The organism is Nocardioides sp. JCM 18998 (assembly GCF_055391535.1).
In genome coordinates this window covers 296308-311024 of the sequence record NZ_AP043886.1, presented here as the reverse complement: position 1 = coordinate 311024, position 14717 = coordinate 296308, and the positions used below count along the sequence as shown (strand labels likewise).

Genomic DNA, 14717 nt, shown 5'->3' with positions numbered 1-14717 from the left:
TGGCGTGTCCGATTTCGTCTACCTGGCGCTGACCCTGCTCAGCTTCGCAGGCTTCGCCCTCCTGATCGGGGCGCTCGACCGGCGCCTCGCCTCCGAACCCGATCCCACCGAAGACCGCGACGCCGGCCTCGACCGCGACGAGGTGGCCTCGCGATGAGCGCCACCACCGCCGCGATCCTCGAGCTCGCCGTCCTGATCGCCGCACTCGCCGTGGTCGTGCCCTTCCTCGGGCGCTACCTCGCCCACGTCTACACCTCTCCGCGTCACCTGCGTGTCGAGCGCGCCGCCTATCGGGTGCTGCGGGTCGACCCCGACGCCGACCAGCACTGGCGCGCCTACGCGATGTCGGTGATGGGGCTCAGCCTGGTCAGCGTGCTGCTGCTCTACGCCATCGCGCGGCTGCAGTCCCACCTCCCGTTCGATCTCGGCTTCCCGGGCTTCTTCGCCTCGGGCGCGTGGAACACCGCCGTCTCGTTCGTGACCAACACCAACTGGCAGTGGTACTCCGGTGAGGCCGCCGCCGGGCACACCCTGCAGGCCGCCGGCCTGACGGTGCAGAACTTCCTCTCGGCCGCCGTCGGCCTCTCGGTCGCCGCAGCGTTCGCCCGGGGGCTCGCCCGCTCGCGCGCCGGCATGCGTATCGGCAACTTCTGGACCGACCTCGTCCGTACGACCGTCCGCGTGCTGCTCCCGATCGCCGTCGTCAGCGCCGTCGTGCTGCTCGCGGGCGGCGTCATCCAGAACTGGCACGGCTTCCAGAGCGTGACCACCCTGACCGGTGGCCACCAGACCATCACCGGCGGCCCCGTGGCCAGCCAGGAGGCGATCAAGCTCCTCGGCACCAACGGCGGTGGCTTCTACAACGCCAACAGCGCGCACCCGTTCGAGAACCCGAACGCGTTCACCAACATCGTCCAGGTCTTCTTGATCCTGGTCCTCCCGTTCGCGATGGCCTGGGCCTTCGGCCTCATCGTCAAGGACAAGCGTCAGGGCGGCGCGATCGTGGCGACGATGGCGGCGCTCGCCCTCGCCTCGGTCTCGCTGATGACCTGGGCGGAGATGTCCACCAGCGGTGCCGCGACGAAGCTCGCCGGCGCGGCGATGGAGGGCAAGGAGACCCGCTTCGGCGAGGCGGCCAGCGCGATGTACGGCGCTGCCACCACGCTCACCTCAACGGGTGCGGTGGACTCGATGCACGAGAGCTTCACCGCCCCGGGCGGCGGCCTCGCGCTCTTCAACATGATGCTCGGCGAGATCGCGCCCGGCGGCGTCGGCTCCGGCCTGTACGGCATGCTCATCCTGGCCGTCATCACGGTCTTCCTGTGCGGCCTGATGGTCGGCCGCACGCCGGAGTACCTCGGCAAGAAGATCGGCCAGCGCGAGGTCGTGCTCGCCTCGCTCTACATCCTCACCGTGCCCACCCTGGTGCTGGTCGGCGCGGCGCTCGGCGTCACCGCGAGCCAGGGACTGGCCGGCCTGTCGGCCGACGGTCCGCACGGCCTGTCCGAGGCGTTGTACGCCGTCACCTCGGCCGCGAACAACAACGGCTCCGCGTTCGCCGGCATCACGTCCGGCACGGACTTCTGGAACACGCTGCTCGGGGCGTTGATGCTCTACGGCCGCTTCGTCCCGATCATCCTCGTGCTCGCCCTCGCGGGGCGCTTCGCCGCCGCGCGGCACCAGCCGGCCAGCGCCGGCACCCTGCCGACCCACCGGCCGCTCTTCGTCGGCCTCCTCTCCGGAGTCGCCCTGGTCGTGGTCGGCCTGACCTTCGTCCCGGCACTCGTCCTCGGCCCGATCGTGGAGTCCCTCTCGTGACCAACAGCACCGTCCCCACTAGCTCCGTGCTCAGCACCGAGCAGCTCGTCGCGGCGATCCCCGGCGCCTTCCGGAAGCTCGACCCGCGTGCCCTCCTCGCCACCCCGGTGATGCTGATCGTCGAGGTCGGCGCCCTCGCCACCACGATCCTCTCGATCACCGACCCCAGCACGATGGGCTGGATCGTCACGGTCTGGCTCTGGCTGACGGTCCTGTTCGGCAACCTCGCCGAGTCGGTCGCGGAGGGCCGCGGCAAGGCCCAGGCCGCCAGCCTGCGTGCCCTGCAGGAGGAGACCACCGCCCGTCGCCGTCGCTCGGACGGAGGGATCGAGACGGTCGCCTCCACCGAGCTGCGCCGCGGTGACGTCGTGGTCGTCGCCGCCGGCGAGCGCATCCCGGGCGACGGTGACGTCCTCGAGGGCGTCGCGAGCGTCGACGAGTCGGCCGTGACCGGCGAGTCGGCTCCGGTGATCCGCGAGTCCGGCGGCGACCGCAGTGCCGTCACGGGTGGCACCACCGTGCTCTCGGACGAGATCACGGTGCGGATCACCTCCGACCCCGGACAGTCCTTCGTCGACCGGATGATCGCCCTGGTCGAGGGCTCGCAGCGCCAGCGCACCCCCAACGAGATCGCGCTCAACGTGTTGCTCTCCACCCTCACCGCGATCTTCGTGGTGGTCACGGGGACGCTCTACTACCTCGCCGACTACAGCGGCGCGCACCAGTCGTGGCTGGTGCTCACCGCGCTCCTGGTCTGCCTGATCCCGACCACGATCGGCGCGCTGCTCTCCGCCATCGGCATCGCGGGCATGGACCGGCTGGTGCGGCGCAACGTGCTCGCGATGTCGGGCCGCGCGGTCGAGGCCGCCGGCGACGTCGACGTGCTCCTCCTCGACAAGACCGGCACGATCACGTACGGCAACCGGCAGGCCAGCGAGCTGCTGCCCGTTCCCGGCGTCGCGCTGGCAGAGCTCGAGGACGCCGCGGTGCTCTCCAGCCTCGCCGACGAGACCCCCGAGGGCCGCTCGATCGTCGCTCTGGTGTCTCGTGGCCTCGAGGGCCGCGAGCTCGCACCTCGACCATCGGATGCCGAGATGGTCGAGTTCTCCGCGATGACCCGGATGAGCGGCATCGACGCGCCGGGCCTGCGCCTGCGCAAGGGCGCCGGCAGCGCCGTCGCAGCGTGGGTCGCCGAGACCGGCGGCACCGTGCCCGCCGACGTGGACGTGTACGTCGCCACCGTCTCGGGCACGGGCGGCACGCCGCTGGTCGTCGCCGAGCAGCGCGGGGCGGCGCCGGCCCGGGTGCTGGGCGTCATCCACCTCAAGGACGTGGTGAAGGAGGGCATGCGCGAGCGGTTCGACGAGCTGCGGGCCATGGGCATCCGTACGGTCATGATCACCGGCGACAACGCGATCACCGCGAAGGCGATCGCCGCCGAGGCCGGCGTCGACGACGTCCTGGCCGAGGCGACGCCCGAGGACAAGCTGGCACTGATCCGCAAGGAGCAGCGCGGCGGGCGGATGGTCGCGATGTGCGGCGACGGCACGAACGACGCGCCGGCCCTGGCCCAGGCGGATGTGGGCGTGGCGATGAACACCGGCACGACCGCGGCCAAGGAGGCCGGCAACATGGTCGACCTCGACTCCGACCCGACCAAGCTGATCGAGGTCGTGGAGATCGGCAAGCAGCTGCTCATCACGCGCGGCGCGCTGACCACCTTCTCGATCGCCAACGACGTCGCGAAGTACTTCGCCATCCTCCCGGCGATGTTCGTCACCGCCTTCCCGCAGCTGCACTCGCTCAACGTGATGCGGCTCTCCAGCCCGCAGTCGGCGATCGTCTCGGCGGTGGTCTTCAACGCCCTGATCATCATCGCCCTGATCCCGCTGGCGCTGCGCGGCGTCCATTACACGCCGTCGTCCGCGTCCGCGCTGCTGCGCCGCAACCTGCTGATCTACGGACTGGGCGGGCTGATCGCCCCGTTCGCCGGCATCAAGCTGCTCGACCTCGTCATCTCGCTGATTCCAGGACTGTGACCATGAAGGATCTCCACGCCCTCTTCCGCAACAGCCTCGCCGGCCTGCGGGTGCTGCTCGGCCTCACCCTGCTGCTCGGGGTGCTCTACCCGCTCGTCGTCACGGGCATCGGGAAGGTCGCGCTGCCGTGGCAGGCCGACGGCTCCCTGATCACCGCCACCGGTGCCCACACCGACGACCCCACCCACGCGGTCGGCTCGGACCTCCTCGGCCAGGCGAGCGACGACCGACGGCTGTTCTTCAACCGGCCGTCGGCCGCCGGCGACGGCTACGACCCGACCAGCACCTACGGCAGCAACCTCGGCCCGAACGACCCGAGGCTGATCAAGGCGATCAAGCAGCGGCAACGGACGATCGCCGCACGTGAGGACGTCCCGATCTCGGCGATCCCGGCCGACGCGGTCACCGCCAGCGGATCCGGCGTCGACCCGGCGATCTCGCCGGCGTACGCCGCCCTCCAGGTGCCGCGGGTCGCGCGGGCCAACCACCTCTCCGAGGCCGAGGTGACCCGGCTGGTCGAGGAGAACACCAAGGGGCGGGCGCTGGGTGTGCTGGGCGCCTCGTACGTCAACGTGCTGTCGCTCAACATCGCCGTCGAGCAGGCGGCACACTGATCCCCATGAACACCAAGCGGGGGCGGCTCACCGTCTATCTCGGTGCCGCCCCCGGCGTGGGCAAGACCTACGCGATGCTCGACGAGGCCCACCGGCGCAGGGAGCGCGGCACCGATGTCGTCGTCGGGTACGTCGAGACCCACGAGCGGCCGCAGACGGCAGCCGTGCTCGAGGGCCTCGAGGTGGTGCCCCGGCGTCGGGTCGACTACCGGGGTGCCTCCTTCACCGAGCTCGACCTCGAGGCGGTGCTGACCCGGCGCCCGGACGTCGCCTGCGTCGACGAGCTCGCCCACACCAACGTGCCGGGCAGTCGGCACCTGAAGCGGGCCGAGGACATCGAGGCGCTGCGCGCCGCCGGCATCGACGTCATCACCACCGTCAACATCCAGCACCTCGAGTCGCTGAACGACGAGGTGGAGCGGATCACCGGGGTACGACAGCGGGAGACCGTGCCGGACCAGGTGGTGCGCACGGCCGACCAGATCAACCTCGTGGACCTCGCCCCCGACGCGCTGCGCCGCCGGATGGCGCACGGGAACATCTACCGGCCCGACCGGGTCGACGCCTCGCTGACCTCGTTCTTCCGGATCGGCAACCTCACCGCGCTGCGCGAGCTCGCCCTGCTGTGGCTGGCCGACCGGGTCGACGACACCCTGGACGAGTACCGACGTCAGCAGGGGATCAGCAGCCCGTGGCCGACCAAGGAGCGCATCGTCGTCGCCGTTACCGGCGGCGACGAGAGCGAGACCCTGCTCCGCCGCGGAGCGCGGCTGGCGCAGCGCTCCGCCGGCTCGGAGCTGCACGCCGTCCACGTGCTCACCGCCGATGGTCTGGAGGCCCCGGTCGCATCCAGCCAGGCCCGGCTCCAGGAGCTCACCCGCTCCCTCGACGGCACGTTCCACTCGGTGGTGGGGGAGGACGCGGCCACCGCGATCGTCGACTTCGCCACCGGCAGCAACGCCACCATGATCATCGTCGGCGTCTCCCGGCACGGCCGGCTGCGCCGGCTGGTGGCCGGCACCACCGGTGATCGGATCGCCGCGCTCGCCGGCTCGATCGACGTCCACCTCGTCACCCACGAGCGGACCTCGCCGTCGGTCCGGCGCCGGCTGGCCCTCTCCACCCTCAGCCCTCGCCGCCAGCTGCTCGGCTGGCTGATGGCCCTCGCCGTCCCCGCGCTGCTCGCCTGGTGGCTCACCACGACCGCGACCCGGGCCGACGCCATCGACCAGCTGCCTCTCGCGAGCCTGCTGCTGCTCGCCGCCACCGTCCTGGTCGCCCTGGTCGGCGGCCGGTGGCCGGCGGTGGTCGCCGCCCTCTTCGGCTTCATCAACCTCAACTGGTGGTTCGCGCCCCCGGTGCACCGGCTCACCATCGCCGACTCGAGCGACGTGATCACCCTGCTCGTCTTCGTCGTGGTCGCGGTCGCGGTCGCCACCGTCGTCGACGGTGCCTCGCGCCGCAGCGAGGAAGCCGTCCGGGCGCGCACCGAAGCCGCGACGCTCGGCGCCCTGTCACGTTCGGTCCTCACCGGGCAGGACACCGCCGACGCGATCGTCGAGCGGGTTCGGGAGTCCTTCGGGCAGCGCTCCGTGGCGTTGCTGCGGCGCACCGAGGAGGGCTGGGAGCGACTGGCCGGCGCCGGCATCGGGATGGCCGCCCGACCCGACGACGGCACCACCAGGGTCGGCGTCGACGACGATCACGTCATGGCCCTGGTCGGCGACCCGTTGCGCGCTGCCGACCAACGGGTGCTGGAGGCGTTCGCGGTGCAGGCCTCCCTGGTGCTCGAGTACCGCCGGCTGCGCGAGCACGCCGACCGCACGGCCGCGCTCGAGCGCGCCGAGGCCACCTCCACCGCGCTGCTACGGGCCGTCTCCCACGACCTGCGTACGCCACTGGCGACGATGCGCACCGCGATCGACGGGCTGCGCATCACCGGGATCGACGAGTCCGATCGTGAGGTGCTGGCCACCTCGGCGGCCACCTCCGCCGAGCAGCTGGAGAGCCTGATCGACAACCTCCTCGACCTGTCGCGGGTCCAGGCGGGCCTGGTCCACCCCGTCCTGCGCCCGGTCAGCCTCGAGGAGTGCGTCCCGCTCGCCCTGGCCGGATTCGGTCCGGACGAGGTGCGCAACGACGTGCCCGAGGACGTCCCGCTGGTCGTCACCGACGCCGGTCTGCTCGAGCGGGTGGTCGCCAACCTCGCCTCCAACGCCGTGCGGCACTCCGCCGGGATCGCCCCGGTGCGGGTACTTGCCAACATCCGCCGCGACGAGGTCGAGATCCTGGTCGTGGACCGCGGCCCGGGCGTGCCACCGGAGCAACGCGAGCGCATGTTCGAGCCGTTCCAGCGCCTCGACGACTCCTCGCCCGGCGGTCTGGGCCTGGGACTCGCCGTCGCCCGAGGCCTCGCCGAGGCGGTCGGCGGGCGTCTCTCGGCGGAGGACACCCCGGGCGGGGGACTGACGATGGTGATCGCGGTGCCTCGCGCCCGCGCCCGGACGGAGGCGGCCTGATGAGCAAGGTGCTGGTGATCGACGACGAGCCGGCGCTCGCCCGAGCGCTCGCGGTCAACCTGCGGGCAGCAGGGTGGGAGGTCGAGATCGCGCACGACGGGCGTTCGGGCCTCGCGGAGTTCGCCGGCTTCCACCCCGACGTCGTGGTGCTCGACCTCGGCCTGCCCGACATGGACGGCACCGAGGTGCTCGCCGGGCTGCGCGGTTGGACGTCGGTGCCGGTCGTGGTGCTCAGCGCGCGGCAGCACGGCGACGACAAGATCGAGGCGCTCGACCTGGGCGCCGACGACTACGTCACCAAGCCGTTCGCGATGGACGAGCTGATGGCTCGCCTGCGTGCCGCCGTACGACGCGGTCAGGAGTCGGCCCCGAACCAGGCCGCCACCCTGACGATCGGAGATCTGGAGATCGACTTCGCGCGCAAGCGGGTCACCCGGCGCGGCACGGACGTACGCCTGACACCCACCGAGTGGTCGTTCCTCGAGCTGCTCGCCCGCAACGTCGGCCGCCTCGTCTCGCGCGAGCAGCTCCTGCGCGACGTCTGGGGTCCGGCGTACGCCAAGGAGACGCACTATCTCCGCGTCTACGCCGCACAGCTGCGCCGCAAGCTCGAGGACGACCCGGCTCACCCGCGCTACCTGATCACCACCAGCGGTCTGGGCTACACCCTCGAGCCCTGAACGCAGCCGCGTGCGAGCGCCTCCGAAGTGGCCTGGATCACCCTCCGTTGCCGCGAAAGCGAGTTCGGTGCCGATGTGATTAGGCTGTGCCGGTGCCGACCGCGAGTGACCCCTCCCTTCCGCCGTCCGCCGTGGAGACGGTGGCCACTCCGGAGGCCCAGGAGGAGACCCAGGCCTGGTGGCGTGTCATGTGCCTCACCGGCCTCGACTACTTCTCCACGCTCGGCTATGCGCCGGGTATCGCGGCCCTCGCGGCCGGTGCGCTCTCGCCGATCGCGACCATCGTCCTGGTCGGCCTGACCCTCTTCGGTGCGCTGCCCGTCTACCGCCGTGTCGCGATCGAGTCGCCGCACGGCGAGGGCTCGGTGGCGATGCTGGAGAGGCTGCTTGCGTCCTGGAAGGGCAAGCTGCTCGTCCTCGCGCTGCTCGGCTTCGCCGCGACCAGCTGGGTCATCACGATGACCCTGAGTGCCGCCGACGCCGCCGCGCACGTCTCGCTCAACCCGGCGGTGCCCGGCATCATCGCCGACCACCCGCTGTGGGTCACCCTCTTCCTGCTCGCCGGCCTCGGCGCCGTCTTCTTCCGGGGCTTCAGCGAGGCGATCGGGATCGCCGTCGTGCTGGTCGGCGTCTACCTCGCCCTCAACGTCGTCGTCGTGGTCGACGCGATCGGCCAGGTGGTCAGTCATCCGGACCTGATCAGCGACTGGCACACCCGCCTCTTCAACGAGCACGGCAACGTCTTCGCCATGGTCGGCGTGGCCCTGCTGCTGTTCCCGAAGCTCGCGCTCGGCATGTCCGGCTTCGAGACCGGCGTGGCGGTGATGCCGCAGATCAAGGGCGACCCGACCGACACCGAGAAGAACCCGCTCGGCCGGATCCGCGGCGCCCACAAGCTGCTCACCACCGCCGCCCTCATCATGAGCGTCCTACTCATCTTCAGCTCGTTCGCCACCGCCGTCCTGGTCAAGCAGGCCGACCTCGAGCCCGGCGGCCCGGCCAACGGCCGTGCACTGGCCTACATCGCCCACGAGTACCTCGGCAGCGGCTTCGGCACGGTCTACGACATCTCTACGATCACCATCCTGTGGTTCGCCGGCGCCTCGGCGATGGCCGGCATGCTCAACCTCATCCCGCGTTACCTGCCGAAGTACGGCATGTCGCCGGAGTGGGCCGGTGCGACCCGTCCGCTCGCCATCATCATCACGATCGTCGCCTTCATCATCACGATCAAGTTCGACGCGAGCGTCGACGCCCAGGGCGGCGCGTACGCCACCGGTGTCCTCGTGCTGATGACGTCGGCCGCCGTCGCGGTGACGCTCTCGGCCTGGCGCAAGCGGAAGAAGCGCAAGACCTTCGGCTTCGGCCTGATCGCGGCGGTCTTCATCTACACGACCGGCGTCAACATGCTCGAGCGTCCCGATGGCGTGAAGATCTCTGCCGCCTTCATCGGCGTCATCGTGCTGGTCTCGGCACTCTCCCGGATCCAGCGCGGCTTCGAGCTGCGGGTCGACAGCCTCGAGCTGGACGAGAAGGCGCAGAAGTTCGTCCGTGACACCGCTCGCCGCCGGATCCGTCTCGTCGCGATCGACCCGGACCGCGTCAACGGCAGCGTGTACGACGACAAGATGCGTCAGACCGTGATGGACAACGAGCTGCCCGACGGCGACGCCATCTTCGTCGAGGTCACCATCACCGACCCCTCCGACTTCCAGGGCCACATCCAGGTCCGCGGCTGCATCGCGAACGGCCAGCACCGTGTCCTGCGGATGGCGGCTCCGTCGGTGCCGAACGCACTCGCCGCGCTGACGCTCTACGTCCGCGACCGCACCAACGTCATCCCGCACATCTACTTCGAGTGGACCGAGGGCGGTCCGGTGAAGAACATGCTCAGCTTCTTCTTCTTCGGTGTCGGTGAGGTCGCCCCGATCACCCGCGAGGTGCTGCGCCGGGCCGAACCCGACCGCTCACGGCGTCCGCACGTTCACGTCGGCTGACCGCTGTCCGCTCCGGCGGTGCGACGTCCAGGATGCCGCGCAGCCGCTTGATGGCGCGATGCCGCGTCACCCGTACGGAGACAGCGCTCATGCCCAGCGCGGCACAGGCGCCGGCGACGTCCATTCCGATCACCTCGAGGCAGACCATCACGTCGCGCTCGCGCGCGGAGAGCTGAGCCAGCGCCCGCCGGACCCAGTCCTGCTCGGGCACGATGGCCTCCGGGCCGGGGACGGCCTCGACGTGCGGCTCCAGGTCGGCGTGCTCGGCCGGGGAGGTGGCGCGCCGGCCGCTGCGGCGACGGGCGTTGGCGGCGTGGTGCCGGGCGATGCCGAAGAGCCAGCCGCCGAAGTCGGCGCTGCCGCCGTGGAAGTCGTGGATCTTGTCCGCGGCGGTCACCCAGGCCTCGTGGCTCAGGTCCTCCGCGGACAGCGAGGCGTCGACGGGGGAGCGGTGCCGCAACCACACCACGAGACGCCCGGCATGTGCTCGATACAGCTCACGCCAGGCGTCGGAGTCGCCCTGCTTGGCCGCGGCCACGATCGGGTCGTCCCGATCATGCCGGCGGCTCGCCCCGTTCACGGCGGGCCCGACTCCTCGCCGTCGCCCAGCGTCCGGTGATGCCGGGACTCGTCGCCGGTCCAGCCGAAGCGGCCGCCGTACGACCTGCTGTACGGCCTGCTGTACCGCCTGTCATACGACCGGCCGACGTGCTTGCCGGTGCCCCACACGCTCGGCCCGTTGCCGTTGCCGTTGCCCTCGGTGGCACCCGGCCGGTGATCGTCGCTGCCGGAGACCGAGCTCGTCGTGGGATCGCCCTGCTGCGGGTGACCGTGCTGGCCGCGGGACTCCTTCTCGCCGTGCCGCTCGCCCGCCGATCCGCGATGATCGGCGCCACCCTGCGACGTGGCGCCGCCGAAGAGCAGGGGGAACGGCGGTGTCACGGCCGCGCCGGACGGGCCCGCATGCGACGGGGCCCGGTGCGACGGATGGACCCCCGGTGCCTCCGATGTGGGGTCGGAGGCACCGGGCGCCCGTGTGGCCGACGGCGAGGCGGTCGGCGAGGGGGCCGGCGAGGACCCCGTGCCGGTCGCGGGGGTGGGTGTCACGACGACGTGGGGGTGGGGCGCCGGGCGCGCGGGGAAGATCTTCCCGGGGACGGCTCCGGCGGCCCAGGTCGTGGTTGCCACCACTGCTACTCCGGCTGCCGCGAGCAGCGCCTTCATCGACGTCGCCCGAGATGACGTCGTTGCCGGTGCGCTCGCGGAGCTGAGGGTGACCAGCTGGTCGAGCAGCACGGGATCGGGCTCCAGCGTCGGAACCTCGACGCGGAGCTGATCGATGCCGTACGGGCTGGTCATGGACGGGTCCTGCCTGGTGAGGTGCTCGGCCGCTCGGGGAGTCCTTGGGAAATACCCCCGGAAATACCTCTGGGGGAGTTCCCCGTACGCGGCCCTGTCACACCTGACCTGTCGCCGGCCCGGCACCGCGTTACAGCGGTCGTGCGATTTCTCTACGCGTTGACCATGAAGTCGGCCGCCCGGAGGACGTACTCCCAGAACTCGGCGTCCTGCTCGGGGGTCAGCTCGGCGGCGTCGAGGCCGACGCGGAAGTGGCGCAGCCAGTGGTCCTTGGCCTGGTGGGTGACCGCGAACGGCGCGTGCCGCATCCGCAGGCGCGGGTGACCGCGCAGCTCGCCGTAGGTGGTGGGGCCGCCCCAGTACTGGCACAGGAAGAGGAAGAACCGCTCCTCGGCCGGGCCGAGGTCCTCCTCCGGGTACATCGGGCGGAGCAGCTCGTCCTCGGCGACCCCGGCGTAGAAGGTGGACACGATCGTGCGGATCGTGCCGGCACCGCCGATCTCGTCGTAGAACGTCACCCGTCCATTGTGCGGGGTCGCGGTTGTGAGTGCCGAGTCAGCCCGGTTGGATGGACACATGCCTACTACTCGCACCGCCACCACTGTCTGGGAAGGCACCCTCTTCGAGGGCGCCGGCAAGGTCACCCTCGACTCCTCCGGTCTGGGCACCTACGACGTCTCCTGGCCCTCGCGCGCCGAGGCCGCCAACGGCAAGACCTCCCCGGAGGAGCTCATCGCCGCCGCGCACTCCTCCTGCTTCTCGATGGCCTTCTCCAACGGCCTGGCGAAGAACGACACCCCCGCCACCCGCCTCACCGTCTCCGCCGACGTCGAGCTCACGCCCGGCACCGGCATCACCGGCATCAAGCTCACCGTCCGCGGTGAGGTGCCGGGCATCGACAACGACACGTTCGTCGAGCTCGCCCAGGCCGCCAAGGAGGGCTGCCCGGTCTCCCAGGCGCTCACCGGCACCACCATCACCCTGGACGCGGCGCTCGCCTGATCCGCAACGTCATGCGCTCCGCGCCGCAGTGCGGCGCGGAGCGCATGACGTCCGAGCGAGCGACTGCGCCCTCAGGGCTTCATTCTCAGGGCTTCATTCTCAGGGCTTCGTGCCTGCGTACGGGTTGCCCTCCCAGAACGGCATCCGGATGCCCTCGTGGTCGAAGCGCGCCTTGATCCGCAGGCGTAGCTCGCGCGCGATCGCCCACTGCTGCATCGGGGCGGTCTTGATCAGCACGCGCAGGCTGATCGCCTCCGGCGTCATGGTCTCGACGCCGGTCACCTCGGGCTGCTCGATGACGATGCCGCTGTAGTCCTCGTCCTCCCAGATGTCGTGCGCGACGTCCTTGAGGATCTGGGTCACCCGGGTCAGGTCCTCGCCGTAGCCGACATTGACGTCGACTACCGCGCGGGCCCAGTTCTGGCTCATGTTGCCGACGCGCAGGATCTCGCCGTTCGGCACATACCAGACGGTGCCCTGCTGGTCGCGCAGTCGCGTCACCCGCAGCGAGACCGCCTCGATCGTTCCGGTCGCCTCGCCCAGGTTGACGACGTCTCCGACGCCGTACTGATCCTCGAAGATCATGAAGATCCCGGACAGGAAGTCCTTGACCAGGCTCTGGGCGCCGAAGCCCAGCGCGATGCCGACGATGCCGGCGCTGGCGATGATCGGGGCGATGTTCACGCCGAGCTGGGCCAGGATCATGGTGCCGAAGACGGCGACCAGGACGCCACCCACGATGCTCTTGAGCAGTGAGCCCATCGTCTTGGCGCGCTGCACCCGGCGGGTGTGGTTGCCGTTGGCCTCCTTGCTGGTGAAGCGGTCCGGCAGGACGCCCTCCTCGGCGTGGAGGACGATCCGGTCGATCACCTTGCCGAGGACCCAGCGGATCACGAGCGCGAGGATGATCAGGGCGACGATCGCGATCGGCTTCCCGATGAGCACATCGGCGTCGTGGTTCCAGTCGATGCCAAACATGAGGCCCATTCTTAACAGCCCGAGTCAACCGGTACGCTGAGCCCGTGACCAACACCTTCGCCCGCCGAGCCCTGACCCTCGGTGCCGCTGTCGCCGCCGTCACGGCGGCCGTCGCCGGCCCCGCCGCTGCTGACGTCCCGAGCGGTTGGAGCAACCCGTCCGACGTCAACCCGCTGCACTTCCTGACGCTGATCCTCTTCATCCCGGTGGCCGCGGCCCTGGTGATCGCGTTCCTGGTGCTGCTCCCGGGCGTCCTCCGCGGCGAGGGCCTGCTCCCGAAGGCGCACAAGCCGAGCAACCAGCCCCCGGTCGAGCGCACCGGTCACTGATCTCAGACCTTTCACGACGAAGGCCCCCGCCATCCGGCGGGGGCCTTCGTCGTCTCGCAGCAGCGGACCGCGTGGTGGCTGCTGGTCTCAGGCGCAGGCCGCTGTCGAGGCAGCCGTGGCGCCGTTCGACGCCGATGCGGCGGCGGACGCCGTCGCGTTGTCGGCCGTCAGCCGCCTCTTGGCGGCGGCGAGCTGACTGCCGACCTGCTTCTTGAGCTTGGTGGCCCTCTTGATCGCCTTCGTGTTGTGCTTGTGCTTGGCCTTGTTCAGGGCCTTCAGCGCGTTGTTGGCCTTGCTCTGCAGACTGGCCACCTGCTTCGCATCGGCGGCGACGGTCGCCCGCTCGGCGCCCAGCGCGCTGGCGTCGCTGCTGGCGGTGCGCTTCGCGGAGACGCAGGCAGGCGTGCAGGATCCTGTGGGACCGGAGACCTTCTCGGTCGTGACGTCCGCGTTGAGGTTGTGGTACGTACAGCCCGACGCGATGGTCAGGATCGCAGCCGCGTTGATGTCGGTCGTGTCGCCGTAGAAGAGCATGCCGCCGTCAGCGCCGGCGGCGTAGAAGAACCCGGCGAGGTAGTGACCCGGCAGCACGCTGGGAAACTCGTACGTGCCGGTGCTGAGGTCCACCTTCGCGTCGTACTCCCGCCCCGTGATCGGGTTGTAGAGGCTGGCCTCGCTCACCTCGGCACGAGCGGGAAGCGTGACGTGTCCACTCAGGACGGTGCTCGGCATCACCGCCACCGCGACTGCTCCGGTCTCGGTCTGGTCGTCGTGATAGCCGTCGACCTGGAGGTAGTAGGTCGTGCCTGCTGTGGCAGTGAACGTCCAATCGCTGATGGGGTCGTCGTCATCCTCGTGCACGGGCGTCAGCGAGTCGACACTGGATCCAGTGAAGACGGCGAGATACGTGTCGATGTCGCTGCTGGCGGTGGTTGCGATGAACGAGCCGCTGGTGGGCGCGGTCCACTCGTACCAGACGGTGGCCTCGGTGCCGTTGCCGTTGCCGCCGTCGTCCTGTGGGTCGGGCTCGCCGACCTCGGCCGTCGCGTCCACATTGGTACCCGCGGTGGTGACGCCCGTGAGCAGGGTCTGTGCGCTGGCGAAGTCGTCGTTGGAGGGTGCGGCAGCCTGGGCGGCGGGCATCGCTACGAGGGTGAGGGAGGCTGCCGCCAGCAATGGCGCGGCAAGACGCGCCGTCAGGCGCAGTCCGATCTTCATGTGGGCTGTGCTCCGGTTCAGTTGGCGCCGAGATGCGCTGCAGCCGGGACGATGACGTCACATGCTGCCTGCGGACCGTAGACGATGAGTCGCATGAAGGCGGCATCAGCAACGCAGGAGGGCGCGACACCCCGTCGGGTGTCGCGCCCTCGCTGAGCGGAGCG

At 70.6% G+C, this 14717-nt stretch carries 14 protein-coding genes; 9 read left to right on the top strand and 5 right to left on the bottom strand.

The features are described from left to right. Positions 1-4: 4 nt before the first annotated feature. From ACZ5L9_RS01485 to ACZ5L9_RS01455, 7 genes are all read left to right on the top strand, one after another. A complete protein-coding gene (locus ACZ5L9_RS01485; RefSeq protein ID WP_464532823.1) occupies positions 5-157 on the top strand; it encodes a hypothetical protein in 153 nt (50 codons plus the stop codon). Beyond that, a complete protein-coding gene (kdpA, locus tag ACZ5L9_RS01480; protein ID WP_464532821.1) occupies positions 154-1818 on the top strand; it encodes a potassium-transporting ATPase subunit KdpA in 1665 nt (554 codons plus the stop codon). Before ACZ5L9_RS01485 ends, kdpA begins: the two co-directional genes overlap by 4 nt. Continuing rightward, on the top strand, positions 1815-3857 hold the full coding sequence (kdpB, locus tag ACZ5L9_RS01475; protein WP_464532819.1) for a potassium-transporting ATPase subunit KdpB: 2043 nt from the start codon (positions 1815-1817) through the stop codon (positions 3855-3857). Before kdpA ends, kdpB begins: the two co-directional genes overlap by 4 nt. A 2-nt stretch (positions 3858-3859) precedes the next feature. Next, complete coding sequence (gene kdpC, locus ACZ5L9_RS01470) at positions 3860-4471, top strand: potassium-transporting ATPase subunit KdpC (protein WP_464532815.1); 612 nt, start codon at positions 3860-3862, stop codon at positions 4469-4471. Between the two features lie 5 nt (positions 4472-4476). Next, complete coding sequence (locus tag ACZ5L9_RS01465) at positions 4477-6990, top strand: ATP-binding protein (RefSeq protein WP_464532812.1); 2514 nt, start codon at positions 4477-4479, stop codon at positions 6988-6990. Then, positions 6990-7670: a response regulator transcription factor gene (locus ACZ5L9_RS01460; RefSeq protein ID WP_464532810.1), complete on the top strand. Its 681-nt coding sequence runs from the start codon at positions 6990-6992 to the stop codon at positions 7668-7670. The genes ACZ5L9_RS01465 and ACZ5L9_RS01460 overlap by 1 nt, the downstream gene beginning before the upstream one ends. A 92-nt stretch (positions 7671-7762) precedes the next feature. Next, positions 7763-9667: an APC family permease gene (locus tag ACZ5L9_RS01455; RefSeq protein WP_464532807.1), complete on the top strand. Its 1905-nt coding sequence runs from the start codon at positions 7763-7765 to the stop codon at positions 9665-9667. Here the strand turns inward: ACZ5L9_RS01455 and ACZ5L9_RS01450 are convergent. The 3 genes from ACZ5L9_RS01450 to ACZ5L9_RS01440 form a co-directional block, all read right to left on the bottom strand. Then, positions 9600-10247 carry an RNA polymerase sigma factor gene (locus tag ACZ5L9_RS01450; protein WP_464532804.1) on the bottom strand — a complete coding sequence of 216 codons (648 nt, stop codon included), beginning with the start codon at positions 10245-10247 and terminating at the stop codon, positions 9600-9602. The two genes, ACZ5L9_RS01455 and ACZ5L9_RS01450, sit on opposite strands and share 68 nt — an antisense overlap. After that, positions 10244-11026: a hypothetical protein gene (locus ACZ5L9_RS01445; RefSeq protein WP_464532802.1), complete on the bottom strand. Its 783-nt coding sequence runs from the start codon at positions 11024-11026 to the stop codon at positions 10244-10246. Before ACZ5L9_RS01445 ends, ACZ5L9_RS01450 begins: the two co-directional genes overlap by 4 nt. 152 nt (positions 11027-11178) lie before the next feature. Continuing rightward, positions 11179-11544 (bottom strand): globin, encoded by a 366-nt coding sequence (locus tag ACZ5L9_RS01440; RefSeq protein WP_464532799.1) that lies wholly within the window; start codon positions 11542-11544, stop codon positions 11179-11181. Between the two features lie 58 nt (positions 11545-11602). Between ACZ5L9_RS01440 and ACZ5L9_RS01435 the strand changes: the two genes are divergently transcribed. Then, complete coding sequence (locus ACZ5L9_RS01435) at positions 11603-12028, top strand: OsmC family protein (protein WP_464532796.1); 426 nt, start codon at positions 11603-11605, stop codon at positions 12026-12028. A 99-nt stretch (positions 12029-12127) separates the two neighbouring features. On the opposite strand, the gene ACZ5L9_RS01430 is transcribed toward ACZ5L9_RS01435, so the two are convergent. After that, complete coding sequence (locus tag ACZ5L9_RS01430) at positions 12128-13006, bottom strand: mechanosensitive ion channel family protein (RefSeq protein WP_464532795.1); 879 nt, start codon at positions 13004-13006, stop codon at positions 12128-12130. 44 nt (positions 13007-13050) lie between these two features. Between ACZ5L9_RS01430 and ACZ5L9_RS01425 the strand changes: the two genes are divergently transcribed. Beyond that, the gene (locus ACZ5L9_RS01425) at positions 13051-13335 is read left to right on the top strand and encodes a hypothetical protein (RefSeq protein WP_464532793.1); all 285 of its coding nucleotides are present in this window, start codon (positions 13051-13053) and stop codon (positions 13333-13335) included. 87 nt (positions 13336-13422) lie between these two features. On the opposite strand, the gene ACZ5L9_RS01420 is transcribed toward ACZ5L9_RS01425, so the two are convergent. Continuing rightward, the gene (locus ACZ5L9_RS01420; protein WP_464532790.1) at positions 13423-14553 is read right to left on the bottom strand and encodes a hypothetical protein; all 1131 of its coding nucleotides are present in this window, start codon (positions 14551-14553) and stop codon (positions 13423-13425) included. Between the last annotated feature and the right edge of the window lie 164 nt (positions 14554-14717).

Excerpts from the sequence above, each read along its gene's own strand:
- kdpC (WP_464532815.1), top strand. The coding sequence starts at position 3,860 with ATGAAGGATCTCCACGCCCTCTTCCGCAACAGCCTCGCCGGCCTGCGG.
- ACZ5L9_RS01435 (WP_464532796.1), top strand. The coding sequence starts at position 11,603 with ATGCCTACTACTCGCACCGCCACCACTGTCTGGGAAGGCACCCTCTTC.
- ACZ5L9_RS01465 (WP_464532812.1), top strand. The coding sequence starts at position 4,477 with ATGAACACCAAGCGGGGGCGGCTCACCGTCTATCTCGGTGCCGCCCCC.
- ACZ5L9_RS01430 (WP_464532795.1), bottom strand. The coding sequence starts at position 13,006 with ATGTTTGGCATCGACTGGAACCACGACGCCGATGTGCTCATCGGGAAG.
- ACZ5L9_RS01445 (WP_464532802.1), bottom strand. The coding sequence starts at position 11,026 with ATGACCAGCCCGTACGGCATCGATCAGCTCCGCGTCGAGGTTCCGACG.
- kdpA (WP_464532821.1), top strand. The coding sequence starts at position 154 with ATGAGCGCCACCACCGCCGCGATCCTCGAGCTCGCCGTCCTGATCGCC.
- ACZ5L9_RS01460 (WP_464532810.1), top strand. The coding sequence starts at position 6,990 with ATGAGCAAGGTGCTGGTGATCGACGACGAGCCGGCGCTCGCCCGAGCG.
- ACZ5L9_RS01420 (WP_464532790.1), bottom strand. The coding sequence starts at position 14,553 with ATGAAGATCGGACTGCGCCTGACGGCGCGTCTTGCCGCGCCATTGCTG.